The sequence below is a fragment of the Enterococcus florum genome (assembly GCF_004309355.1).
Lineage (GTDB): Bacteria > Bacillota > Bacilli > Lactobacillales > Enterococcaceae > Enterococcus_A > Enterococcus_A florum.
In genome coordinates this window covers 71,484-96,541 of the sequence record NZ_BJCC01000034.1, presented here as the reverse complement: position 1 = coordinate 96,541, position 25,058 = coordinate 71,484, and the positions used below count along the sequence as shown (strand labels likewise).

20 protein-coding genes are annotated in these 25,058 nt (G+C 45.1%); 13 read left to right on the top strand and 7 right to left on the bottom strand.

What is annotated here, in order from left to right; all coding sequences use genetic code 11:
• Positions 1–8 precede the first annotated feature (8 nt).
• Complete coding sequence (locus NRIC_RS17295; RefSeq protein ID WP_146623968.1) at positions 9–881, top strand: ROK family protein; 873 nt, start codon at positions 9–11, stop codon at positions 879–881.
• Positions 882–981: 100 nt separating this feature from the next.
• Here NRIC_RS17295 and NRIC_RS17290 read toward each other — a convergent pair whose 3' ends face one another.
• Positions 982–1,254, bottom strand: a complete 273-nt coding sequence (locus tag NRIC_RS17290; protein ID WP_146623967.1) for a hypothetical protein — start codon at positions 1,252–1,254, stop codon at positions 982–984.
• Between the two features lie 37 nt (positions 1,255–1,291).
• The gene (abc-f, locus tag NRIC_RS17285) at positions 1,292–2,782 is read right to left on the bottom strand and encodes a ribosomal protection-like ABC-F family protein (protein ID WP_146623966.1); all 1,491 of its coding nucleotides are present in this window, start codon (positions 2,780–2,782) and stop codon (positions 1,292–1,294) included.
• 428 nt (positions 2,783–3,210) lie between these two features.
• On the opposite strand from abc-f, the gene NRIC_RS17280 reads away from it, so the two are divergent.
• The 5 genes from NRIC_RS17280 (at position 3,211) to NRIC_RS17260 (ending at position 12,154) form a co-directional block, all read left to right on the top strand.
• On the top strand, positions 3,211–4,968 hold the full coding sequence (locus tag NRIC_RS17280) for a glycoside hydrolase family 13 protein (protein WP_146623965.1): 1,758 nt from the start codon (positions 3,211–3,213) through the stop codon (positions 4,966–4,968).
• A gap of 195 nt (positions 4,969–5,163) precedes the next feature.
• The gene (gene ppdK, locus NRIC_RS17275; protein WP_146623964.1) at positions 5,164–7,785 is read left to right on the top strand and encodes a pyruvate, phosphate dikinase; all 2,622 of its coding nucleotides are present in this window, start codon (positions 5,164–5,166) and stop codon (positions 7,783–7,785) included.
• 587 nt (positions 7,786–8,372) lie between these two features.
• A complete protein-coding gene (pepV, locus tag NRIC_RS17270; protein ID WP_146623963.1) occupies positions 8,373–9,788 on the top strand; it encodes a dipeptidase PepV in 1,416 nt (471 codons plus the stop codon).
• Between the two features lie 82 nt (positions 9,789–9,870).
• The gene (locus tag NRIC_RS17265; protein WP_146623962.1) at positions 9,871–11,799 is read left to right on the top strand and encodes an OPT/YSL family transporter; all 1,929 of its coding nucleotides are present in this window, start codon (positions 9,871–9,873) and stop codon (positions 11,797–11,799) included.
• Positions 11,789–12,154 (top strand): PqqD family protein, encoded by a 366-nt coding sequence (locus NRIC_RS17260; protein ID WP_146623961.1) that lies wholly within the window; start codon positions 11,789–11,791, stop codon positions 12,152–12,154. Before NRIC_RS17265 ends, NRIC_RS17260 begins: the two co-directional genes overlap by 11 nt.
• 477 nt (positions 12,155–12,631) lie before the next feature.
• Here NRIC_RS17260 and NRIC_RS17250 read toward each other — a convergent pair whose 3' ends face one another.
• The 4 genes from NRIC_RS17250 to NRIC_RS17235 all read right to left on the bottom strand — a co-directional run bounded on the left by NRIC_RS17250 (position 12,632) and on the right by NRIC_RS17235 (position 17,093).
• A complete protein-coding gene (locus tag NRIC_RS17250) occupies positions 12,632–13,366 on the bottom strand; it encodes a class I SAM-dependent methyltransferase (RefSeq protein WP_146623959.1) in 735 nt (244 codons plus the stop codon).
• 122 nt (positions 13,367–13,488) lie between these two features.
• On the bottom strand, positions 13,489–14,928 hold the full coding sequence (locus NRIC_RS17245; protein ID WP_146623958.1) for a PASTA domain-containing protein: 1,440 nt from the start codon (positions 14,926–14,928) through the stop codon (positions 13,489–13,491).
• Positions 14,921–15,595: an ABC transporter ATP-binding protein gene (locus NRIC_RS17240; protein ID WP_146623957.1), complete on the bottom strand. Its 675-nt coding sequence runs from the start codon at positions 15,593–15,595 to the stop codon at positions 14,921–14,923. The genes NRIC_RS17245 and NRIC_RS17240 overlap by 8 nt, the downstream gene beginning before the upstream one ends.
• 13 nt (positions 15,596–15,608) lie before the next feature.
• On the bottom strand, positions 15,609–17,093 hold the full coding sequence (locus tag NRIC_RS17235; RefSeq protein ID WP_146623956.1) for an ABC transporter permease: 1,485 nt from the start codon (positions 17,091–17,093) through the stop codon (positions 15,609–15,611).
• Positions 17,094–17,713: 620 nt separating this feature from the next.
• Here NRIC_RS17235 and NRIC_RS17230 point away from each other — a divergent pair.
• Positions 17,714–19,378 (top strand): peptide ABC transporter substrate-binding protein, encoded by a 1,665-nt coding sequence (locus tag NRIC_RS17230; RefSeq protein WP_146623955.1) that lies wholly within the window; start codon positions 17,714–17,716, stop codon positions 19,376–19,378.
• Between the two features lie 24 nt (positions 19,379–19,402).
• On the opposite strand, the gene NRIC_RS17225 is transcribed toward NRIC_RS17230, so the two are convergent.
• Positions 19,403–19,735: a DUF3899 domain-containing protein gene (locus NRIC_RS17225; RefSeq protein ID WP_146623954.1), complete on the bottom strand. Its 333-nt coding sequence runs from the start codon at positions 19,733–19,735 to the stop codon at positions 19,403–19,405.
• A 149-nt stretch (positions 19,736–19,884) separates the two neighbouring features.
• On the opposite strand from NRIC_RS17225, the gene opp3b reads away from it, so the two are divergent.
• From opp3b to NRIC_RS17200, 6 genes are all read left to right on the top strand, one after another.
• The gene (opp3b, locus tag NRIC_RS17220) at positions 19,885–20,826 is read left to right on the top strand and encodes an oligopeptide ABC transporter permease (protein ID WP_146623953.1); all 942 of its coding nucleotides are present in this window, start codon (positions 19,885–19,887) and stop codon (positions 20,824–20,826) included.
• Positions 20,826–21,866, top strand: coding sequence for an ABC transporter permease (locus tag NRIC_RS17215; protein WP_146623952.1), 1,041 nt, complete (start codon positions 20,826–20,828; stop codon positions 21,864–21,866). The genes opp3b and NRIC_RS17215 overlap by 1 nt, the downstream gene beginning before the upstream one ends.
• A gap of 6 nt (positions 21,867–21,872) precedes the next feature.
• Entirely contained in the window at positions 21,873–22,940 is a 1,068-nt protein-coding gene (locus NRIC_RS17210; RefSeq protein ID WP_146623951.1) for an ABC transporter ATP-binding protein, read from the top strand.
• 33 nt (positions 22,941–22,973) lie between these two features.
• Complete coding sequence (locus NRIC_RS17205) at positions 22,974–23,924, top strand: ABC transporter ATP-binding protein (protein WP_146623950.1); 951 nt, start codon at positions 22,974–22,976, stop codon at positions 23,922–23,924.
• A gap of 271 nt (positions 23,925–24,195) precedes the next feature.
• Complete coding sequence (locus NRIC_RS19360; RefSeq protein WP_175580141.1) at positions 24,196–24,345, top strand: hypothetical protein; 150 nt, start codon at positions 24,196–24,198, stop codon at positions 24,343–24,345.
• Between the two features lie 163 nt (positions 24,346–24,508).
• Entirely contained in the window at positions 24,509–24,955 is a 447-nt protein-coding gene (locus NRIC_RS17200; protein ID WP_146623949.1) for a GNAT family N-acetyltransferase, read from the top strand.
• Positions 24,956–25,058: the final 103 nt, after the last annotated feature.

Genomic DNA, 25,058 nt, shown 5'->3' with positions numbered 1-25,058 from the left:
TGAATGACATGAGAAAACTGCTGGTGATAGATATCGGAGGAACATCCGTCAAGTATGGTATTTGGAAGAAAGACACATTGGAGAAAACAGCTTCAGCAGCAACTCCAAAATCTTGGATAGAAATGAAAGAGCTTATTTTACAGTTAAGTAAACAAATAGATGAAGAAATCGAAGGGGTTGCGATTTCCTGTCCAGGCGCGGTGGACACGAAGAGCGGTACTATTTATGGTGCAAGTGCCATTGACTACATCCATCGATTTCCGATACGTGAGGAATTGTCAAAATGGGTTGGACTTCCGGTTTCTATTCAAAATGATGCGAATTGCGCCGCGTTAGCAGAAGTTTGGTGCGGAAACGCGAAGGAGGCAACGAGCTCGGCCTTTCTGATCATTGGTTCTGGCATCGGAGGAGCGATTGTCATAGACAATGAACTGAAATCAGGAGCGCACTTATTTGGCGGAGAATTTGGATTTATGATCATTGATAGTAAAACCAATCAAACGCTAAGTGAAGCTGGATCTCCAGTAACAATGAGCAGCCACTTTTCCGAAGAGAAAAAGGATGGCCGATCATATAGCGGTTTAGATGTCTTTGCGCTTGCTGAAAAAGGCGACGAATTAGCGAAAGAGTCTGTTGATCGCCTGCTTCAAGCCATTGCGATTGGTGCATTCAACTTGTCGGTAACATTTGATCCAGAAGTTCTTTTGATTGGCGGCGCTATTTCGCAAAATACCCATGTGATTACAGAGATTACCGCTCGACTCAAACAATTGACCAAAGATAAAGGGGCGGATGGACTGTCTCCGTGCGTAAAGCCGTGCCAATATTTAGATAAAGCAAACATGATAGGAGCAGTTTATCAGTTCAATTTAGAGCATTAGCTCCAAAAAATCTTTTTATAAAACACCCTATCAGTTCAACTGTGATAGGGTGTTCGCTTCGTTTAAACGTGAGAACAAATAACACAAAAAGTACTCGATTTCACGAGATAATTGCTCCTCGGAATAGGCGGTCAGTAAATGACTCTTCTACGTTACTGGGATCCAGCAGCCAAAAGCCATAATCACTGACATGGATCAAAACGAGAGTATGACCGATCGTAGTGAATATCCCGGGTCTCGCTGCGACAAGAATCGGAATATTCTTCTCTACATAAGACACCACAGTCGCTTGAATGTTTGTGCCTAAGCCCTTGTAGCGATCGTCGTTGGCTTCCGCAAAATCCTTGTAGCTCCTCAGAAAACAGCCGTCCAAAGCCCTTTTCCAGGAAAGGAGGACAGCTGTAAAAGAGTTAGTCGGCTAGTTCGATCTGCTGGTCAGCCACCCGATCGAGAAACCGCCGATCATGCTCGATGATCAGCATGGCAGGCTTGATTCGCAGCAGCAGTTCTTCCAACTGTTCTTGATTGAAGACGTCCAAATAATTCAATGGTTCGTCCCACAGATACAGCTCAGCTTCTTGAGAGAGCGATTTCGCAAGCTCCACTTTTTTGCGTTGGCCCATGCTCATTTCCTCGATCCGGTTCTCAAACACATTCCGTTCCATCCCGAGCTTGCGCAGGTTATTCAAAAAGGCAGAATAGTCTAAGTGATTCTTTTCAGCGAAGCCTCGCAAATCCCCGCGGTTGTCTTCATAATTTTGGCGGACGTAGCTGACGGTCAAGATTTTCGGCTGCAATCGAGTTCCTTGTGATATCCCTTCAAATTGCTCCAGCAGGAAAGCAAACAAACTGGATTTTCCCGAACCGTTGGCGCCGCGGATGGCGATGATCTCGCCTTTATTGACTTCCAAAGACAAAGGCGAGAACAAGGGTGTCTGATAACTAAGCTGCACGTCTTCAAGCTTTAACAGCTGCTGGTGGTGGGTCGGTCGATAGTTCATGGTCAGCTGATCGACTTCTTCAATGTCCTTTAACAATTGTTCTTTGGCTCGTACTTGATCCTGCATGCGCCCTTCGATCTGTTTGGAGCGTTTCATGACCCGCGCAGCTCGTGCGCCGATAAAGCCAGTATCGTTGATGGCTCCGCTGCCTTTTTCTGAAGGTCGGCCATATTTATCTTTTTCTCTGGATCGCGACCATTCAGCCTTTTCAGCTGCGGTCTGCTTCAAGCGGCTGACCTCTTTTTTCAGCTTAGCATTTTGAGCTTGTTCAGTGGCATCGCGCAATTTTTTTTGTTCTTCGTAAATCGTAAAATTCCCTTGATAGAGAACCAGCTGGCTCCTCTCAATCGCCAAGATATGATCGACAACATCATCGACAAATTGCCGGTCGTGACTGACGACGATAAAGCCGGTCTTTTTTTGCAAATAACTGGCGACATGCTTGCGCGCTTTTACGTCCAAATGATTTGTGGGTTCGTCCAAGAGCGGGTAACGATTTTCTTGTGTAAACAATAAGGCCAGCAACGCTTTCGTTTGTTCTCCGCCAGATAGGGTAGAAAACGGCTGCCACAAAAGCTCTGGATTTAACCGAATCAAGTTCATTTCCCGCTCCAGCTGCCACAGCTCAAAAATCTCGACATCGGACAAAACCTCATAGGTCAGCCGATCAGTCTTTCTGACCTTGGATGGGAAATAGACCAGCTCAAGTGGGGAGTCAATCGTTCCCCGATGAGGGTAAGTGCCCAACAACAGCTGCAATAGGGTCGTTTTGCCTCGTCCGTTACGTCCGATCAATCCTAGTTTCCAATGTGTATCTATAGACAAATCAGCATTTTCAAATAAATAGGTGCCTTGTTTATCAAAGCCAAAGCTCAACTGTTCGATTTTTATTGTTGACATAAAAATCCTCCTCTATAAAAAGACCTTTCCTATTTTCAGGAAAGGTCTGGATTCGATTGGCAAGACACAAAAAGAGACCTCGCCATGAACACCAAGTCAATCCTGAAAATCTGCCTACTGAGCCCTTCTGTTTCTTAGAAGTGTTCAGGATAAAAGACAGCTTTCCAACATTCACTTAGTTTTTCAATGGCAGGATCCCTCGTTTCTTATCATAAAATAGGTTATCATCAAAAAGGTGGACGTAGCTGCTTCCCCTACAGACTACGCCCAGGAGTGATCCTCGCTAAATCAGCGAGTAGAAGATTGAGCATCCTCTACTATTATAATAGCACAAAAAAGCAGAATCTTCTTGTGAAAACGTACGAATTGTGAATGGTGGATTTTTGAAAGCCTTTTTTGGTAGAATAGAATGGAAAAGAGGTGGTTATGTGAATCAAGCAGCGGTTTATCATCGGCCGGAAAGTGAGTACGCTTTTTTGTACACGCCGGAAACGATGCGGATACGCTTGAGAACAGCAAGGAATGACATCAAGAAGGTCGAATTGATCAGCGGTGATCCATACTTGTTGACGAAGGAAAAATGGTATTTAAATCGGCAACCAATGAAAAAAATCACAGCGACCCTTGATCATGATTATTGGCAGATCGAGGTATCGGCGGACTATCGTCGACTCGCTTATGGCTTTTATTTGACCGATCAGGAGGGAAGAGAAGCTTTCTATTGTGATCAGGGCCTTTTAGAGGATCAGCAAATGGATGTGACGCAGGACAACATCTATTTTCGGATGCCTTACTTCCATGAAATTGATCGTTTCAAAGTGCCGGACTGGGTACATAAAACGGTATGGTATCAAATTTTTCCAGAACGTTTTTCCAATGGCGATTCTACCAATGATCCGGAAGACTGTCTGCCGTGGGAAAGCAAGCTGCCAGACCGAGAGGACTTTTTCGGCGGAGATCTGCAAGGGATCATTGACCGGTTGGATTACTTGGAAGAGCTGGGAATTAACGGTCTCTATCTTTGTCCGATCTTTTCGGCTCCTTCAAATCATAAATATGACACGGTGGACTATTATGAGGTGGATCCGCACTTTGGAGACAAAAGGGTCTTCAAGGAGCTGGTACAAAAGGCGCATGAAAGAGGCATTAAAGTAATGCTGGATGCTGTCTTTAATCATTTAGGCAAAGATTCGAGACAATGGCGGGATGTTTTGAAAAATGGTCAAGATTCAAAATATGCAGATTGGTTTCATATTCATTCTTTCCCAGCGACCTATCAGCCCATCCCGGACTCGGAGTTTGGCGATGCGATCACTTATGAGACCTTCAGCTTTGTTCCGACTATGCCGAAGCTGAATACAGCCAATCGAGAGGTGCAGGAGTATTTGCTGGATGTGGCCGCCTATTGGATCCGCGAGTTTGACATCGATGGCTGGCGGCTAGACGTTGCCAACGAGGTGGATCATCATTTTTGGAAAAAATTCCATGAAACAGTTTTAGAAGAAAAATCGGAACTGTATATTTTGGGTGAGATTTGGCACTCTTCCCAGCGCTGGCTGCAAGGAGACGAGTTTCATGCCGTGATGAACTATGCGTTCACGGAGAGTCTGAAGGATTTTTATTTGGATCAGTCGATGGATGCGAAAGAAATGATCGACCGCATGAATCGGCAGCAGATGCTGTATTGCGATCAGGCCAATGAAGTCAGCTTCAATCTGCTGGATTCTCATGATACTCCACGGATGATGACCTTATGCAACAACGATCAGCAGTTGTTGAAAAGCGCTTTTGCTTTCATGTTTCTGCAAAAAGGCACACCTTGTCTTTATTATGGAACAGAAGTTGGCTTGGCAGGTGGTCCTGACCCAGATTGCCGACGCTGCATGCCATGGGAAAAACAAGATGAAGCCTTGAAAGAGTTTTTTAAAAAACTGATCGCTTTGCGAAAGCGGTATGCGAGTCTTTTGACCTTTAGCGAAGATGATTGGGTCGTGCTGGAGGAACGAGTGATGATTTTCCAGCGGACGTATCAAGGGGTCACCTTACGCTGTACCTTTAATGGAAGTGACGAGTCTTTGCGTGTTGCTCAAACAGGCGTCGAACTGCTTGGCGCAGGAGTAGAGCGAGACCAACAGTTATCTGTTGGACCGAGTGGCTTCTTGATCGAGCAAGTAGCAGAGAACTAAAAACAATTCAATAGATGCAATGAGGGGCAATCGAGAAATCGACTGCCTCTTTTTGATATGCGATGCAAAAAGGCATACGATCTTTAATTAATTGAATAATAAGTAGATCATTTCTTTTATAATACACATATTGACATTATATATGTATCGTATTACACTATTATCAGATTAAATAAAAATTTAAAGGAGAAGCACATGACAAAATGGGTATATCTTTTTTCAGAGGGGTCAAAGGAACAAAAGGGATTACTAGGAGGAAAGGGTGCCAATCTGGCCGAAATGACCAAACTGGGACTTCCTGTACCGACAGGTTTTACAGTAACGACGGAGGCCTGTCTGGACTATTTGAGCCATCAGAATCAACTGACCGATGAAATGAAAGAGCAGGTGACCCAAGCTGTAGAAACCTTGTCTGAAAAGACCGGCAAACGTTTTGGCGATTTGGATCAGCCTTTGCTGGTGTCTGTGCGCAGCGGATCAAAATTTTCAATGCCGGGCATGATGGACACGGTTTTGAACCTCGGGTTGAATGACCAGACCGTCGCAGCGATCGCAAAGAACAGTCAGGACGAACGGTTTGCTTATGATTGCTACCGCCGTCTGCTGCAAATGTTTGGTGATGTGGTGATGGGCATCGACAACCAGAAGTTCGAATCACGCATCACGGCGTTGAAAAAGCTTCACCAATTGAATTATGACAATGAACTAACTGCTGAGCATTGGAAGACCATTGTAAGCGAATACAAAGAAATCTATCGTCAGGCGATCCAGCGTGAGTTTCCGCAGAATCCAATCGAACAGCTGCATCTAGCGATCGAAGCCGTCTTCGGCAGCTGGAACAATGCACGAGCCAAGACATATCGACGCTTGCATGACATTAGTGACGATCTGGGGACCGCCGTAAACATTCAGGAGATGGTCTTCGGCAATTTTGGGGATTCATCGGGGACTGGGGTGGTCTTTTCAAGAAACCCTTCTACCGGAGAGCCCGGATTATTTGGAGAATACTTGATCAATGCACAAGGAGAAGATGTCGTAGCTGGTGTCCGCACACCGAAGCCGATCCAAGTGTTGGCCGAAGAGCTGCCAGAGCAATTCCAGCAGCTACAATCGATCTTAGAGAATTTAGAGAAGCACTATCGAGACATGCAGGATGTCGAGTTTACGATTGAAAACGGCAAGCTGTTTATTCTTCAGACCCGTAATGGAAAACGAACCTCCAAGGCGGCCTTAACGATTTTGTTGGATTTCTTCAGAGAAGGGATTATCACCGAAGAGGAGCTGATTGAACGAATCGAGGCCAAGGATCTGGAAGCCTCGCTGCATCCAAGCTTTGACGAAACAGTGATCAGTAATCGGGTACCATTCCTATCTGGCTTGGCAGCCAGCCCTGGTGCGGCGGTTGGTGCAGCTTACTTTACTGCAGAGGCTGCAACTGAGGCCAAAGCCAGAGGTGAAAAAGTAATTCTAGTGAGAGAAGAGACTTCTCCAGAAGATATTGAAGGGATCGCTGTCAGTGAAGCAGTCGTGACGGCTCGTGGCGGGATGACTTCTCATGCGGCGGTGGTAGCCCGCGGCATGGGTATCTGTTCAGTCGTCGGCTGTGAGGCATTGACCATGGAAGAAGACGGCGGTGTTGTTGGAAAAGAGACCATCAAAGAAGGAACGATTCTATCTGTAGATGGCACGTTAGGCAATGTGTATTTCGGTGAAATTCCGTTAGAAGAGTTGACCAATACAGTCGCACTAGATGAGCTGCAAAGTATTTGGGATCAACACGCAAAATTCCAAGTTCGTGCCAATGCCGAGACACCGAAGGACATCGAGACGGCGATGGCTCTAGGTGCAACAGGAATCGGCTTGGCAAGAACGGAGCACATGTTCTTTGAAAGAACACGGCTGCTGCAATTTAGACGATTGATCTTAGCAGATACATTGGACGAACGTCTGGAGGTACTGAAGGACTTGAAGGACGTTCAAAAGCAAGACTTCAAATCCATCTATCAAGCAGCTGGAGGCAAAGCGACCACCATTCGCCTGCTGGATCCGCCGCTGCATGAATTTTTACCGAAAAACAACGACGAATGTCGCGAAGTAGCCAAAGCATTGAACAAATCCTTTAATGAAGTCAAACGGAAATCCGACAATCTGGCTGAAGTCAATCCAATGTTGGGCTTTAGAGGGCTGCGTTTAGGAGTGGCTTATCCAGAAATATACCGTATGCAGGGAGAAGCAATCGTTGAAGCAGCAAGTGAGGTAATCAAGGAACGCGGGTATGAAATCCAACCGGAGATCATGATTCCTTTTACAATCGATGCGCAGGAATTTGCCAAAGTCCGTTGTTCGATCGAGACAGCGATTCAAGATTTCTTAGCAGTCTCTAATCAAAAAATAACCTATCAGATCGGAACCATGATCGAGATTCCGCGAGCGTGTCTGGTGGCAGATGAAATTGCAAAATATGCTGATTTCTTCAGCTTTGGAACTAACGACTTAACTCAGATGGTGTTGGGGCTCTCTCGTGATGACTCTCCGCGAATCATCAATCAGTATGGAGAAGCAGGGATATTTGAAGACGATCCGTTCCAAGTACTGGATGAACACGGTGTAGGCGCAATGATGAAGATCGCCATCGAAAAAGGCCGTCAGACGAAGCCTAACCTGAAAATCGGTATCTGTGGAGAGGCCGCCGCGCATCCGAAATCACTGGTATTTCTGAATACACTGCCGATCAATTATATCTCTTGCTCGCCGTTCAGGATCCCTCAAGCCAAGATGACTTTGGCGCAATATGGCGTTACCGGTCTAAAAAAATAATAACAAAAAAATTGAATTTTCTAAAAATTTAATAAGCTTTAAACCATGGGTCTGATAATAAGAATCAGATTCATGGTTTCTTTTTGTGAAAAATGAGTTAGCAGAGAATCATTGATTTATGATAACAAAATGATGAGAATGAAGGACGCTGGATGATAGACTTATTATTTGTAAACGGATTCAGTATTCGTTATAATTTCTTGTGAGATTCCCGAAAGTGATTCTCGGCCTTTGAAAACCCTGGTTTTCCAAGGATAACATTTTTTTGTTCAGAAAGTATAAATATTTTTACTAAATTTTCAGACAATTCACAATTAACGCTGGAAAGTTTTGAGGTATAATGTCTGATTAGGAGGTGGAAAAGATTGTTTGGCATTTGGGATAGAATAACGAATTTCTGCTTGAAAAATTTTCACTTATTCGATGTTTATAAGTCGTTTCATTACTATTTTAAAAAAAAATCGGGTATCCTTTTACTAGGTAGAAATGAGTGTTCTAACGTCGAAAGCCCAATGTTTAGACATGAACTTTCTAATGGTATCTAACAGATTCGTCTGTTAAGAAAATAAGGAAGCAGGGAGATAGACATGACAATTGATTGGCAGAAAGAAGTCGAAGCACGCAAAGACGATTTGATGAACGATTTGAAAGAATTGCTTCGTATCGACAGCGTGCGTGATGTGGAACATGGAACGAAGGAAGAACCTTTAGGACCTGGACCTGCAAACGCATTGCGCAAAGTCTTGGAAATCGGCGAACGCGACGGCTTTGTTACGAAAAACATCGAAAACGTTGCTGGACACATCGAGTACGGCGACGGCGAGGAAATGTTTGGACTGTTAGGCCATGTTGACGTGGTTCCAGTGGATGATAACTGGGATACCGATCCTTTCGAACCAGTGATCAAAGATGGCAAATTGTATGCTCGCGGCTCAGCAGATGACAAAGGGCCATCGATTGCGGCTTACTATGCAATGAAGATCATTAAGGAATTGGAATTACCAATCTCTAAAAAAATTCGTTTCATTTTCGGAACAGACGAAGAAAGCGAATGGGTAGGGATCCATCGTTACATGGAAGTCGAAGAAATGCCAAAGGTGGGATTCTCGCCAGACGCAAACTTCCCAATTATCAATGGTGAAAAAGGGATTCTTTCTTATGAAGTAACCTTCAAGGATCAAGGTGCTGAAGCAGGCGATTTCACGTTGGTAAGCTTCAAAGCCGGCTTGCGTACCAACATGGTGCCTGGCGATGCTGCAGCTGTACTTGACGTACACGATCAAGACAAGGCGGCAGAGCTAAAAGCAGCGTTTGAATCATTTATTGCTGAGCAAGACGTGGACGGCGAAGTCAAAGAAGAAAACGGCCAAATCATCCTGACAACGATCGGTAAAGGAGCGCATGCGCAAGAACCTAAATTCGGAATCAATGCAGGAACTTATCTGGTAACCTTCCTAGTGGATCACAACTTGGACGCAAATGGTATGAACTACGTGACGACTATTGCGAAATACATGCATTTGGATTACAACGGCAAGAAATTGAATGCTTACACCAAACACGATGTGATGGGAGAAACCACTTCATCAGCGAACTTGTATGACTACTCCAAAGATGGCGACAAGAAAGTAACCTTAAATATCCGCCATCCAGAAGGTATCACCAAAGACGATATTTTAGCGAACATGCAAGAAGTCTTAAAAGATGCTGGAGTGAGCATCGAGATCATCGGTGATGTGAAGACCCCTCATTATGTCCCTGGAGACGATCCATTGGTGAAAACCTTGCTGGATGTTTATGAAGAACATACGGGCAACAAAGGCGAAGAAATGTCTATCGGGGGCGGTACGTACGGACGGATCTTAGAAAGCGGCGTTGCGTATGGCGCAATGTTCCCTGGAGAAGAAAACGTCATGCATCAGCCAAACGAATTTATGCCGATCGACAGCTTGTATAAAGCGACAGCGATTTACGCTGACGCGATCTATCGTTTAGTGAAATAGTCTAGAGGGGATGAAGGGGTCCTTTCTAGGATCCTTTCATCCTTATGCTTTAGGGAAAAGAAGGTAAGAGAGGAATTACACTATGAAAAAACTGTCGAAAGATGCTTTTGGCGGAATATCTGGGAGAGACTACGTACCATACGTAGCAGATAAGCCGAAAAAGTCTGGATCTGGAATTATTCTGACGTTAGGGATCATCCTAGCAGCGGTCTTTGCTGCATCTACTGCTTATTCAGGGATGAAAGCCGGTCTGACCGTTGCCGCAGGGATCCCAGGAGCAATTATTGGTTCTGGTTTAGTTAGCATTTTTGTCAAGCCGCGCACGATTTTAGGGAAGAACTTGCTGCAATTGATGTCATCCGGCGGGGAATCAGTCGCCAGCGGAATGATTTTCGTGCTGCCTGCTGTAGTATTGGTCGGCGGAAAAATTAACTTTTTTGAGGGCGTTGCCTTAGGGATCGGTGCAGTACTTTTGGGAGTTGGCGTATTCTCACTGGTACAAGATTATATGTTGATCGATGAACATGGTAAACTGGTTTATCCAGAAGCAATGGCCATCTCAGAAACCTTAGTGGCTTCTGATACCGGCGGGCAATCCTTGAAATACATGGGGATTGGATTCGGTATTGGTGGAATCATCACAGTGTTGACCGGTTCTGTCTTAGGAATCTTGAACAATGTGATTAGTTATGTAAACGAAAGCTTTTACAAATGGAAATTTGAAACCGAAGTAAACCCATTGTTGGCCGGAATCGGCTTTATCGTGGGGATGGATGTATCTTTGCTGATGTTTGCCGGATCAATCTTGGCAAACTTTGCGATTGCTCCGTTGCTGGGCTACTTTATGGGTATGGCCGGCAGTGATGCGTCTGTTTGGGACAATGCTGGGCAGCTGTTGAACACTGCAGACTTTTCCGTGATTTCAGGCTCTTATGTACGTTATATCGGTGCCGGGATGATGATCTCAGGTGGATTGATTGGTGCAATCAAATTGATTCCAACCATTATTTCTTCCATTTCTGCAACCTTAAAAGGCCGTAAAACGGAAGGGGCTGACAGTGAAGGGGGCGGTGCGATCTTGCCATTGCTCATTGGTGCGGTCGTAGCGATCGTGATGGGCTTCATCATCACTGGCAGTGTCGCAATGGCGCTGGTTGGCGGTATCTTGTCGATCGTATTAAGCTTGCTGTTTGTTATCGTGGCTGGTCGTTTGACTGGTACGATCGGGACCTCAAATTTGCCGGTATCCGGGATGACGATCGCTTCTATGGTGATCTTGACCTTGGTGTTTGTGATGATGGGCTGGACTTCTGCTGAAAACACACAACAGCTGTTGATGTTTGGTACATTTATCGTCTTGGCGATCTCTGTTGCTGGCGGATATTCGCAATCACAAAAAGTAACGTTTGTCATGGGCGGTAATTTCAATGAAGGTCGTCGTTACTTTATTATCTCAAACATCATCGGTGTGGTGATCGTTACAGGGATGATGGTAATCTTGACGCCGCAACTGCAGATCACTGGCTCAAATCCTCCATTTGGTTTGCCGCAAGCAAACTTAATGGCGACTTTAACTTCAGGGATTACCTCAGGCAGCTTGCCATGGCATATGATTATTGCCGGTATCGTGATGGGGATCGTGCTTCAATTGCAAGGCGTATCAATTATGACCTTTGCGATCGGATTCTACTTGCCGATCTCTACAACATCGATCATTTTAGTCGGTGCGTTGATTCGTTTGTTCATTGAAAAAATGAACCAAAAAGAAACAGAAGAAGTGGCAGAAGAACGGATTACGTTAGGTGTCAGCTTGTCCTCTGGCTTGATTGCCGGCGGGTCGATCATTGGCTTGATTGGGATCATTCTTCAAGTTTCCGGCATCGTCACACCAGGTACTCCAACTGGATTCCTAGGCAGCAATACCATCGCCTGGATCTTGCTTGCCGTCCTAGTGGTAGCAATCGTTGTGCCATTGTTAAGTGTAAAGAATGTGAAATCAAATGATAAATAAAACCACAACGAATGAGGAAACCGCTCGTCTTCTGCAGCGTGTTTACCGACTGAAGGCTGGGCTTTTGTATGAGGTCCGCGACGGAATCGTGTTCGTGATCAAGAAACAAGATGCGTGGGTCCAACGGGTCCTTCGCAAAATTCGCTACCACATTCCTGAAAAAAGTGAAATGGAATTGGACGAATACGGCAGTTTCATTTTCCAACAGATCGATGGCAGGCAAACCGTTGAAGAAATCGGTGAAAAGCTGGCAGAGGCTCACGAAGAGGCAAGCAATCAATTGTATGATCGCCTGCTGCTGTACCTCAACCATCTAGAAAAAAATGAACACTATATCGAATTGATTCAAGAATAGATCGGAGAGGATACTTCACGGTATCCTCTTTTTTGTGCGGTGAGACAATCCCTTAAGTAGTCAATCAAGGAGTTATAAAGCAAGATATCTAAAACGACAACCATTCTCATCACGGCGGCTAGGACGTGTCTGAAAAGTAAAAGGAAATATGTTATGCTCTGAAAAAACGAATGATTCAAGATGACAAATGCATGATGCTGTTCCAGCGATACCGCTGTTAGAACAAATTGAAGTTGTAAGGAGCAATATTTTAAATGATCAGGCGTACGAACCAGAGCCGATTCGTGAATGGTTTTCTGACCAAAGTGGTACCGATAAAATGCCAGCAAGAGAGAATGCCAAAAGGGCAAGGAAAGTCGATTGGGTTTTATATAAAGAGCGCCATCTAGCAGAGTGCTTCTTCAACATGATCAACCGCTTCCCTCGTGTCGCTACACGATATGACAAAGTAGCAAGGTCTTTTTTTTCGGGTTCAAATCATCTAGCTACAACAATCATCCGGCCGCTAGTCTCTTCATAAGGCGTTCGCTGATAGTCCCCAAAAATCTGTACCTCTTCGAAGCCAGCCTGCTGGAGCAGTCGCCGGTAATCCTCGTCTAGCAGGATGCGGTAAACAATGTCGTACTGATTATTTTCTGACCGCTGCGGAGAATGAAACAAATCCAGTACGTGGATCGTTTGAAACTGGTCATCGTGTTCTTTGACGAAAATGCGTGAGAAGTCTTCGCGATTTACTACCACCTCAATCGCCGGCAGTGACAAGGTATAAGGGGTCGTTCCTTGTGTCAGAACCAACAATCCGCCCGGGTTCAAGCGATTCTTCATCGAGGTCAGGGCAGTGAGTAGGTCTTCATCACTGTGCAGGTGGGGCAAAGAAGTAGACAAACAAACGATCGCATCAAATGTTTCAGAATGTGCCTGCTCTAAAAAACGAAAATCTGCGTGACGTAAAGGAAGCTCCAGCTGATGTTTTGCCAAATGGCTGGCAGCAACCTCCAGCATGGACTCAGAAAAATCTGAACCGGTCGCTTGAAAGCCTATTCGAGAAAACATGAACAGATGCTGTCCGGTTCCGCAGGCACAATCCAGCACAGTTTTAACTGAATGCTCGTCAAATAATTCCTTAAAAAAAACTTCTTCTTCGCCCAAATAGCTTTCGATTGGTCCAAATTCATCATAATCATGAGCAAACTTGCTGTAATAATCCTTCATCCTCATCACCCTTTCTTGAATGTTCTTACTAGTATACCAAAGTCGGGGAGAGAGGTCAGCTTTTTATAGAGACTGATCCTTCTAAATGTAACGTGAGACAAAAGAAGCTTAATGCTGCAGCATTAAGCTTCTTCGTCCTCCTCTTCCATCATTGGTTCAGGGATTTCTTCCTCGCCAGAATCGGATTGGATATTTCCTAAACTGATTCCAAAGGTCAGATGCGCATTCATCGGCACATATTCACCATAACGGCTCATCTCGATCACGGTTCCTTTTGGTTTCGAGGAATCTACATAATAAACATCGTAAGTAATGCTGGCGCCCTTGGCCGCATAAGTCTCAAAGAACAATTTCGGCAGGTCGCCCTCCATCATGCTGTTTCGAAGATCCTTCAAATAAGGACGACCTTCGGAATAAATAACTTCGACCGTTGGCGGTTCACCATTTTCATCGAATTCGGTTCCCGGAGTGACGTTTTGGCTGATGAAACGACCGTAGGGAACGGTTTCGGAATAGACGCTTTTGATCACCGCCGAAAGTTTAGTAGACAGTTCTTGTGCTTGTTCTAGTGTGTAGTTTTTGTAATCAGGAACCACTAAGGCCTTGCCTTTAGACACTCGAATCGTGAAGCTGTCTTGTTTAGCGATCTTTGCTCCAGCAGCGGTGCCTTGAGAGATGACACCTTCTGCGTTGACGGATTGTGAGAAGACTTTTTCGGTCACCAGTTTGATATCATTGGTTTTGGCCCACTCAGTGACATCTGTCAAGGTCTTGTTTTTGAAATCTGGCACATCAATGTTTTTTTCAAAGGTTTCTTTGCCCTTGGAATAATAGACCATCATGCGATCTTTACGCTTATAGTTTTTAGCCGTCAGTTCTTTGTCCGCAAATTCTTGCTTGACGAAGCCGCCTTTTTCAACTTTGTTATCGTATTGCTCAATCAAAGAAAGATTTTCAGCCTTATTGGCTTCGATCCAGTCACGGGCTTCGGTCAAACTAAGGCTTTTGAAATCCGGAAGGTCCAGCTGTTCGTCAGGGTCAGGGCCTAGACTGACGGTTAAGGTCAGTGTTTTGCCTTTTTTGATCTTGTCTCCTGCTTTAATGCTTTGCTTAGTGACTTGATTGACCTCGGTATCAAAATCAAAGGAACTGTTGGTTTTCAAAACCACGCCTTCTTCAACAGCCCACTCGCGGGCTTCGGCGATCTCCTGCTTGAGAAAATCGGGAACGGCCACATGACTGAACTGGTAATAGGCGAAAAAGAGAACTGCGACCAAAAGCACGCCCGTGATTGAAAACAACAGGAGCTTGCGTTGCCGTCTTTTCTTGTACGTTGGATCAATCTCGACCTCGTGTTCGCCTGTTGATTCGACGACAGGAGGTGGCGCTTTTTTCTGGCTTTGCCGAGGTGCTTCAGCAGGCGCTGGCCTTTTCTCGGCCGCTGGTTTTCGAATTGGCGGCTCGATTTCCTCCTTTGGTTCGTGCTTGCTGGTTTCCTGGCTTGGTTTTTTCTCTGGATCGGTATAATTGTTGTTCGTAAAATTAGACAAAAAATCACTCATAGTAACTCAACACACCTTTGCGTAATTCCAGAACTTCATCGGCTTGGCGGGCGATCTCGCTAGAGTGGGTGACCAGAATGACACATTTTTGGTGTTGATGCGCCAGTTCTTTGAAGATGTCCACAATTTCTTGTTCCAACTCTTCATCCAGATTCCCAGTAGGTTCATCCGCTAGAATAATGTCGCCGTTCATTGCCAGCGCACGGGCGATCGCCACGCGTTGCTGTTCGCCCCCGGAAAGCTGGTTGACCTGACGATTGGCCTTGTCCTCAGTAATGCCGATGTAGCTTAGCAGGTTGTAGGCAACCTCCTTTTTCTCCTTCGGCAGCTCGTTTTCCGTGATCGCCATAGGAACCAGCACATTTTCCACCGCAGAAAGGTAAGGGATCAGATTGTAGCTTTGGAACACGATGCTGATGTCGTTGCGGCGAAATTTTTCGTGACCGATTGCTGCGATATCCTTGCCATTAAACAGAATCTGTCCTTCTTTCGGCGTATCCAAGGCGCTGATCAGCGAAAGAAAAGTCGTTTTTCCTGACCCGGAACGCCCTAAAATACTGTACAGTCGGCCTTTATCAAAGCTGACAGACACATTTTTTAAAATAAAGCGGCGTTGATCGCCATCTTGAAAGTAGTAATCAATGTTTTTTGCTTCTAAGATTGTCATCCTCTGTCCCTCCTTACATCATGATCTTCTTCGGATTCAAGCGAAGAATATATACCAGCGGCAAAATTGCGGAGACGAGTACAGTCCCAATGCCTACCAATAAATAAGTCACTATATAACCGAGACTAAAGCTTACTTTATAAGCTTCCTGTATGTCGGTAAAGGACAGGTCGCTTTGCATCAAATGACTGGCAGAGTAAAAGCTCTCTATTTGATTGGTGTTGGTGATCCAATCGGATTGAATCAGGGAACGAGACAAGGCACCGCCTAATAAATTCCCAGTTATCAGTGAAAGTACCAGTGCAACGACACTGATCATCAAAAGCTCCAGTACGATCTGAGTGATGACCTTGCCGCGGCTTTCTCCAAAGGACAAATAGATACCCAACTCGTGTTTGCGATCTCTCAAGAATAAAAGCACGACCAAAGATAAAATTAGCAGGGTGGCAGCTACTGCGATGATCACGACGTATTTTGAGATCGTGTTCAATTTAGTCAGACCGCCGGCGATGGTCTCGTATTGATCCGTCGAAGCCACTACATGGTAGTATTCCGGCAGCAGTGCATTTGCATCTTCACGGAAAGCCTCGATCTCATCAGGAGACTTCAACACATAGGTCGCCTGGTACATCAAGTCATCTTCAAACGGCTCATCACTCATGTCGGAATAAAATTCTTCCTGCATCTTTTTCAGCAGATCTTTGGCTGCACCCTCGGTAGTATAAATCGTGTTTAGCTGCTCAGAGGCCCGCCATTCTGCTTCCGGATCAGCTTCATCAGGATTTTTCCGGGCATCCGGATCTTTTTGTACCACTTTAAAGATCCCCGCAACCTTCATTGGAAAGTTGAAGGACTTCGGCTTGGAGGAATTGCTGGCGTCTTCTTCAGAGTCAGCGGGTTCTGCCGGCATGTCCGAGACGGCATCAACGACAAAGGTGTCACCGACAGACAAGCTGTTGGCTTCAGCAACGCCCTGACTGATGATCGCGGCATTTGTTCCGTTTTTAATATCCTTGTCGGTAAAGCCCTTGCCTTGATCAATCTTGACCAGGCCTTCTGTCAGATCCAAAAAGTCTTTTTGATTGAAGCCTTTAACATAGAAAAACGAGTTATAGTGGCCGCCATAGCTGACGCTGTCTTCTCCTGTGGCAGCGTTCTTCAATTTGGTGGTGCCGGTGGTGGCATTGATAAACAGATCATAGCGCTTAACTGAGCTGAGTTTGCTGATCTTCTCGTAATCCTTGCCAGTAGGGTGTTTGAGGGTCTCCAAAATATCCGGTGAATCAGTCATCGCCTTTTCGTACTTTTCGTAGTCCATATCGATGCTGGCAACGGCGCCCATTTTTCGTTTGGTTTCCTTTTCGACGTTGACTGTCGACTGCTGGATCGACACGGCTCCAGCGATCACATTGCCTAAAATAAAAATCCCGAGGAACAAGATGAGCGTTTTTCCCTTGCGCCTAGTGATACTTTTAAGTGCTCGTTGTTTGAAATCCATCTATTATAACACCTTCTCATTTTTATCTAATTATTCCACAATCATCAAACGTTGACAACACAATCTTTTCTATTAAATGCTTGTCAAATCGGGTATTTATTGTCAGATAAAGGGTGAGAGCGTTTTGTCAAAATTTAGATATTTTTATTGAATAATTGGGTTTTATAAATAATAATCGTAATCACCGTTTTTTCGATAAAATGGCGTCAGATATGGCTTTTTTTCTTTTAAAAGTGAAATTTCGAACAAAAATTTTAACAAAATGAATAAAATGCTGTGATTTGAAGTATTTTGGTTATTTTATAGTTGTTTATCCCGTTTTTAGTTCGCTTTGACAAAATAACTTTTTCACATGAATGAATAAACATATATTTTGAAGCTCAAAATGATTGCAGTTATTTATCAGAGACATACTTATCATTTAGAGGTTATTTTTTAAATTTTGAGCAATTTCATGATTGCATAAATTCAGACAATTTTGATAATTCAATCAAATTATCGAGTTATTTAAGTGGATTGCGAGACAAATAAATTGATTTTTAAACGAAAACTCATTAAACTGCTCTTCATATTCAGAAAACGCTAATTAATCTGAAAATTTAGATAAAGGGGAAGTTCGAATGAGGAAATTAGCTACATTTGGTGTTATTGCATTCAGTGCTGTATTACTGGCAGGATGCTATGGGGGAAACGACGATCAAACGGGTGACAGTGGTTCTTCGTCAGGCGGCGAAAACAGTCAAGCAGGCGTGTTCAATGTCATCGTCCCTCAGGAAATCCCTAGTGCGGATCTTTCACAGGCCACAGATACAATCAGTTTTACTGCCTTGAACAATGTCTACGAAGGTATTTATCGTCTTGATGGGAACAGCGAACCAAAACCAGCAGGTGCTGCTGAGATGGCGAAGGTCAGTGAAGACGGGTTGACTTATACCATTAAATTACGTGATGACGCTGTCTGGTCCAATGGCGATCCAGTTACCGCCGAGGATTATGTTTATGGCTGGCAGCGAACAGTTCGACCAGAAACCGCTTCACAATATGCGTATCTATATGAACCTGTTGAAAATGCCGCAGCGATTACTTCTGGCGAACAGGAACCAGACACGTTAGGCATCACCGCAGTCAATGAGCATGAATTAGAGATCAAGCTGGCAAAACCAACCCCATATTTTCAGTATTTACTGGCCTTTCCATCGTTCTTTCCGCAAAAACAGGAAGTGGTCGAAGAATATGGCGATGCGTATGCCACTAATAGCGACAATGCAGTATACAATGGCCCATTCACTTTAGAAGACTTTGACGGTCCGGGAACGGATACGGAGTGGACTTACAAAAAAAATGAGGATTACTGGGATAGTGACGCAGTTGAACTTTCTGCCATCAATGTCAGTGTCGTTAAAGAAGCTTCAACAGCCTTGAACCTGTTCAATGATGGACAAGCAGACGATGTCATTTTGACTGGAGAGCTGGCACAGCAAAATGCCAATGATCCGAATTATCAATCATTTAAAGAAGCTACTACCAGCTATTTAGAATTAAATCAACGCGATGCAGATTCGCCGTTTCGCAATGAGAACCTGCGCAAAGCAATCGCGTATGCGATTAACCGAGAAGCATTAGTGACCCAGATCCTAGGTGATGGCTCCGTCGCAGCCACGAACTTGGTGCCTTCTGAATTGTCCAAAAACCCAGAAACTGATGAGGATTTTGTTAAGGAAGCCGGCGAACAGATCGCCTACGACCCTGAGCAGGCCAAAGAATTTTGGGACAAGGCCAAAGAAGAACTGAACATTGATACATTGAACATGAGTATTCTGTCTTCTGACACCGACTCTTCCAGAAGAGCAGTGGAATACTTGCAAAACAGCATTCAGGAAAACCTGGAAGGTGTCACGGTCTCACCAACGCCGGTTCCATTTTCTGTGCGCCTGGATCGTTCGATCTCTGGTGATTTCGACTTAGTATTAGGCGGCTGGGGTGCCGATTATGCGGACCCAAGCAGCTTCACCGATTTATTCACCAGCGACAATTCCCAAAATAATGGGCGCTGGAGCAATTCGGATTACGACAAGGCGGTTGAAGAATCTGCAACCACCAATGCCAATGACGAAGAAGCCCGTTGGAAAAACTTGCAGGATGCTAACCGGATTATCGCAGACGATGCAGGGATCATCCCGATCTACCAAAAGGCTGAAGGACACCTGATCAGCGATCAAATGGAAGGAATCATCCATCATGCTGCTGGAGCTGCCTGGGATTACAAGTGGGCTAGCAAAAAATAAAAAGCCCGGTATGTACCGGACTTCTTAAATCAGATCGATCAGCAGAAAAAGGATCGAGGTTCCGATCAGTTCCGACGCTACGGTCAACCAGAGAAATTTGCTGGTACCCACGGAGGAAAGCGGGACAAACGACTTTTTCTGCTGTTTGCTTCTTGCACGAAAGGAAGCTTGAAAGTGGTCGAAGAAGCCGGAGGAAAAGACCCAGAACCATCCGCCAATGATTAAAAACGGCAGACCGATCATAAACAGGCGATTCGACAACTGCAACCAGCTTACACTGCCATCAAGTAGCGAGAAGAACAGGACCGCTACAACGATCAGCAGTGCGATCGCATGCGGTAACAGATTTTTTTTCATAAAAGAGAGACTCCTTTTTTGTTTTAGCTATACATAGAATGATGGATATTCCAGGCAGCAGTGCTACGGGAAGCAACGAGTACTGCGATCTTTCTTATTCAATGTAGCGAAATCAGCGAAAGATGTCAAAGAACACGGAGGCGACCGAATTGAACAATTATGTAAAGTATTTATTGAACCGCGTTTTTTTCATGTTGATCACACTTTGGCTGATTGCCACAGTGACCTTCTTTTTAATGCAATTATTGCCCGGGACACCCTATACCAATCAGCAGCAGCTGAGTCCTGAAACGATCGAGCAGCTAAACCGCCAATTGGGGCTGGATCAGCCAGTCTTAGTCCAATACGGTCTCTATCTATCCAACCTCGTTCAAGGTGATTTCGGGATTTCCTTCCAATTTAGAAACCAGCCGGTTGCTGCCCTGTTGGCAGGACGTATTGGACCCTCGCTGCAATTAGGCTTGCAGGCGATCATTTTCGGGACCCTTGTCGGCATTTTGCTAGGCACGATCTCAGCAATGAAGCAAAATACTTGGGTCGATACTTCGTCGACCTTAGTGGCGATCCTAGGACGATCAATCCCGAACTTTGTCTTTGCGGTGCTACTGCAATATGTATTTGCTATCCAGCTAAAGGTCTTGCCGATCGCGCGCTGGGATGGTTTTTTGTACACGATCTTGCCGACGATCGCTTTGGCGATGTCGCCGTTGGCCGACTCCGCCCGTTTTATCCGAACGGAAATGGTGGAGGTCCTACACAGTGATTATGTCGAATTGGCTCGGGCAAAAGGATTGAGCCGCGCACAGGTCGCGTTTCGCCATGGCCTGCGTAACAGCTTGATTCCCTTGATGACCTTATTAGGACCCTTGGCCGTAGCATTGATGACCGGTTCACTGGTGGTGGAGAACATTTTCGCCATTCCGGGGATCGGAGAGCAATTCGTCCGTTCGATCACCACCAATGATTACCCGACGATTATGGCTGTCACAATCCTGTATTCATTCATGCTGGTCGTCATCATTTTAGTGGTCGATCTTTTGTACGGTCTGGTCGATCCACGCATTCGTTTATCAGAAGGGAGCCGCAGCTAATGGAATGGCCCAATGAAAACCACAACATCAGTCAAATTCCAGCCAGTGACTTTTTACCGCTGGAAAAAGCAACGGAAGAAAAAAGAGAAGAAATCGCTGCACCTTCACTGAATTTTTTCCAAGATTCTTGGCGTCGATTGAAGAAAAACAAAGCCGCGGTGATCTCGATTAGTCTGCTGGGGATCATTATTTTGGTCTCGATCGTGACGATCTTTGTTTCGCCTCACGATCCAACTGCTCAAAACATCAACTATATCAACTTGCCGCCACGAATTCCCGGCATTAATATCGATGGGTTGAACGGGACTGCAGCGGTCGGTGGACAAATGGTCGATCGCTACAACCAAGCCAACGTTCCCAGCGACGTAAACTTTCTTTTAGGAACAGATGGGTTGGGACGAGATGTATTGAGCCGTCTCTTCATGGGGACTCGAATCTCTTTGTTAATCGCTTTTATCGCCGCTTTATTTGATATCACAATTGGTGTGATTTACGGCTTGATCTCCGGCATGATCGGCGGCAGAGTCGATAATGGCATGCAGCGTTTTTTGGAAATCTTATCCGGTGTTCCGAATCTAGTCGTTATGATTCTGATGCTAGTGGTATTCGAACCAGGGATCTTCTCGATCGTCGCTGCAATGGCGATCACCAACTGGATCCCAATGGCTCGAATCGTACGAGCCCAAACTTTGAAGCTGAAGGACCAAGAGTACGTCCTTGCCAGCAAGACCATGGGGGAACCACGCTGGCGAATCGCTATGAAGCACATTTTGCCGAACATCAGCAGTGTGATCATTATCCAAATGATGTTCAGTATTCCGACAGCGATTTTCTTCGAAGCTTTTTTAAGCTTTATCGGATTAGGGCTAATCCCGCCGAATGCTTCTTTAGGAACTTTGCTGAATGAGGGCTACCGCACCTTCTTGTATTTGCCGTATCTGATGTGGGTTCCAGCGGTCACAATCTCTGTGATCATGATCTGTTTCAATCTTCTGGCAGACGGCTTGCGTGATGCCTTTGACCCTAAAATGAAAGAGTGACGACAAATGAACAATTTACTTGAAATCAAAGACCTAACCATCTCATTTGATACCTTTGCCGGCAAAGTTCAAGCAATCCGCGGTGTTGATCTAGAACTGGCAAAAGGGGAGACTTTGGCGATCGTCGGCGAATCCGGCAGCGGAAAATCAGTGACCAGCCGTTCGATCATGAAGCTGCTTTCCAGTAATGCCAGCATCGAAAAAGGCCAAATATTGTTTAAAGGTCAAGATTTAGTCCAGCATTCTGAACGTGAGATGCAGAACATCCGCGGCAAGGAAATAGCTATGATCTTTCAAGATCCGATGACTTCTCTCGACCCGACGATGACCATCGGCAAGCAGGTAGCAGAATCACTGCGAAAGCATCAAAAAATCAGCAAACAGGCTGCCATGAAAGAAGCACTGAATCTGCTAGAACTGGTCGAAATCCCTGAAGCAGAAAAACGTCTGAAAAGCTATCCTCATCAGTTTTCCGGTGGACAACGACAACGAATCGTGATCGCTATCGCGCTGATCTGTTATCCGGAAATATTGATCGCCGATGAACCAACAACTGCATTGGATGTCACGATCCAGGCTCAAATCTTAGAACTGTTAAAAGAAATCCAAACCAAGGTAAAAACGTCGATCATTTTTATTACCCATGACTTAGGTGTGGTGGCCAATGTCGCTGACCGTGTTGCTGTGATGTACGCCGGTAAAATTGTCGAAGTCGGTACCGCTGAGGAAATCTTTTTTAATCCGCAGCATCCTTATACCTGGGGACTTCTAAGCTCGATGCCGACACTAGATGATGCCAATGATCGACTTTATGCGATTCCGGGCTCGCCGCCAGATCTGCTAAATCCGCCAAAGGGCGATGCCTTTTATCCTAGAAACAGCTATGCGATGAAAATCGATGCCGAGCAGGAGCCGCCGTTTTTCGCCTTGTCAGAGACTCACAAAGCAGCGACTTGGTTATTGGCGCCACAAGCTCCAGCTGTTACCCCGCCGCAGGAGATCCTGCGAAGATGGGAACAATTTAACCAGCACAATCTTTCTTCTAATGATATAAGCACCTCATTAGGCAACTAAAGGACGAAGCAAAACGAATCAGGAGGAACCCAAATGGCAGAGGTCTTACTAGAAGTCAAAGGACTCAAGCAATATTTTAATGTCGGCAGCAAGAACCAAGTCAAGGCAGTCGACGACATCAGTTTTACTATTCATCAAGGCGAGACCTTTGGATTGGTGGGCGAATCCGGCAGTGGGAAATCCACTACCGGTCGTTCGATCCTGCGCCTGACCCAGCCTACAGGAGGCCAAATCCTCTTTGAAGGCCAAGATATTATGACTATCAAGGACAAAGCAGACAACACTCGCTTTCGCCGAGACGTGCAAATGATTTTTCAAGACCCTTATGCTTCTTTAAATCCCAGAATGAAGGTCAAGGATATCATTGCAGAAGGACTGGACGTCAATCACTTAACAAAATCCAGTCAGAAGCGCAGCGAGCGGGTTAATCAGTTGTTAAAAACTGTTGGACTAAATCCCAATCATGGTACCCGTTACCCCCATGAATTCTCCGGGGGGCAGCGGCAGCGGATCGGTATAGCCAGAGCCTTGGCCGTTGATCCACGATTCATCGTCTGTGATGAACCCATTTCCGCACTGGATGTCTCGATTCAGGCACAAGTGGTGAACCTGCTGCAGGATCTCCAAAAGGAACGCCAGTTGACCTATCTGTTTATCGCCCACGATCTCTCGATGGTCAAACACATCAGCGACCGTATCGGGGTGATGCACAATGGCCGATTGCTGGAGATCGGCACTAGCGATGGCATTTATTATTCCGGCGTTCATCCCTACACCGAAAGCCTGCTGTCGGCCATCCCGATGCCCGATCCCATTTACGAACGCCAACGCAAACGAATCAAATACCAAGTCGAACCCAACGACGGGCAGCACCGTCAGCTGCAAGAGATCGCTCCTGGCCATTTTGTCTATGCGACAAAAGGAGAAGCGGCTTATTATGCCAAGAAGCTGGAGCGGAAGAAGCAGGTGGGAGTGCTTGGGTAGGTAAAGATTTATTTTATGATTGAGGAGCATTCAAAGCAGGTATGATTTCTGTTTTGGATGTTTTTTTGTTTGGAAAAAGGCGGAACAGCAGTGTATGCTGTGAATCAAGAGAACTATTACAAACTAAAATGGATTTAGACAGTAGTGGGACTTAAACCAATCGGGCGGAAGGCACTTTATGTTCCAAGAATCTGTATCAAGAATTTGATCGCAGCAAACGTCTGATCGAGGATCAGGTAGGTTATCGAAGCCAGTAGGATGATTATTGAAGGTGCAGCATCTTCGTGTCAGGGAGTATGGCACTACTACCGGACGCTTTATCCAGCAAGCACAAGACGAAAGAGAGTCAACGCTCACCTTCATCGGTTCTGTCTTAGTTGCTTTTGCTTTAGGTTCAGGCATTTATGCCTTCCATACGTAGTTAACTGTTAGGTTGATCCATGCGGCATCCTTTTCTGATCATGAGATTGCTTTTTCTAAAGTGTGAGTAAAACACGGCATTCGGCTTTATCGATTGCTGTTTTTTGCTATTTTTGATACCGTAGCTAACAAATAGTATTTTTGAACAATGAGGAGGCTTTTTTATGAGTCTATTAATTAAGGATGTCGATGAAACAAACTGGCGTAAGATCGTTGCCCTCTCCGTCTCAAAAAATCAGCAGGATTTTATCGAAAGCAACGCACAATCGTTATTGGAGGCCGCTTATGATGTATCACTCCAATGGCGTCCACTCGCGTTATATGATGACGCTCAGTTAGTGGGGTTTTCCATGGTTGGTGCTAAACGAGGCAAAGAGATGTGGCTGGATCGAATCATGATCGGTACGGACTTTCAAGGAAAAGGATACGGCACTAAATTTATTTCTTTATTAATGGACTTTATGAAGGAGCATTATGGGATCAATCGCATCTATTTAAGTGTGCATGACAAGAATAAAAAAATCATTCCCTATTACCAACGATTTGGTTTTATTGATAGTCAAAGATATGATCCAGCAAACGGCGAACGACTCATGTATTTTGATTTTTAAAAAAGTGTGGTTGCCTTTTCATGCGTTTGTTGCTAGAATGGAGAGAAATTATGAAGAACTTTTAGCAAAATCGCCGGGTTTTGTTTTTAGTAGCAGTCTACCC

Coding starts and splice junctions, on each gene's coding strand:
- NRIC_RS17215 (WP_146623952.1), top strand. CDS start 20,826: ATGGAATGGCCCAATGAAAACCACAACATCAGTCAAATTCCAGCCAGT.
- NRIC_RS17225 (WP_146623954.1), bottom strand. CDS start 19,735: ATGAAAAAAAATCTGTTACCGCATGCGATCGCACTGCTGATCGTTGTA.
- NRIC_RS17230 (WP_146623955.1), top strand. CDS start 17,714: ATGAGGAAATTAGCTACATTTGGTGTTATTGCATTCAGTGCTGTATTA.
- abc-f (WP_146623966.1), bottom strand. CDS start 2,782: ATGTCAACAATAAAAATCGAACAGTTGAGCTTTGGCTTTGATAAACAA.
- NRIC_RS17205 (WP_146623950.1), top strand. CDS start 22,974: ATGGCAGAGGTCTTACTAGAAGTCAAAGGACTCAAGCAATATTTTAAT.
- NRIC_RS17235 (WP_146623956.1), bottom strand. CDS start 17,093: ATGGATTTCAAACAACGAGCACTTAAAAGTATCACTAGGCGCAAGGGA.
- pepV (WP_146623963.1), top strand. CDS start 8,373: ATGACAATTGATTGGCAGAAAGAAGTCGAAGCACGCAAAGACGATTTG.
- NRIC_RS17240 (WP_146623957.1), bottom strand. CDS start 15,595: ATGACAATCTTAGAAGCAAAAAACATTGATTACTACTTTCAAGATGGC.
- NRIC_RS17295 (WP_146623968.1), top strand. CDS start 9: ATGAGAAAACTGCTGGTGATAGATATCGGAGGAACATCCGTCAAGTAT.
- NRIC_RS17200 (WP_146623949.1), top strand. CDS start 24,509: ATGAGTCTATTAATTAAGGATGTCGATGAAACAAACTGGCGTAAGATC.
- NRIC_RS17250 (WP_146623959.1), bottom strand. CDS start 13,366: ATGAAGGATTATTACAGCAAGTTTGCTCATGATTATGATGAATTTGGA.
- NRIC_RS17245 (WP_146623958.1), bottom strand. CDS start 14,928: ATGAGTGATTTTTTGTCTAATTTTACGAACAACAATTATACCGATCCA.
- NRIC_RS17265 (WP_146623962.1), top strand. CDS start 9,871: ATGAAAAAACTGTCGAAAGATGCTTTTGGCGGAATATCTGGGAGAGAC.
- NRIC_RS17210 (WP_146623951.1), top strand. CDS start 21,873: ATGAACAATTTACTTGAAATCAAAGACCTAACCATCTCATTTGATACC.
- ppdK (WP_146623964.1), top strand. CDS start 5,164: ATGACAAAATGGGTATATCTTTTTTCAGAGGGGTCAAAGGAACAAAAG.
- NRIC_RS17260 (WP_146623961.1), top strand. CDS start 11,789: ATGATAAATAAAACCACAACGAATGAGGAAACCGCTCGTCTTCTGCAG.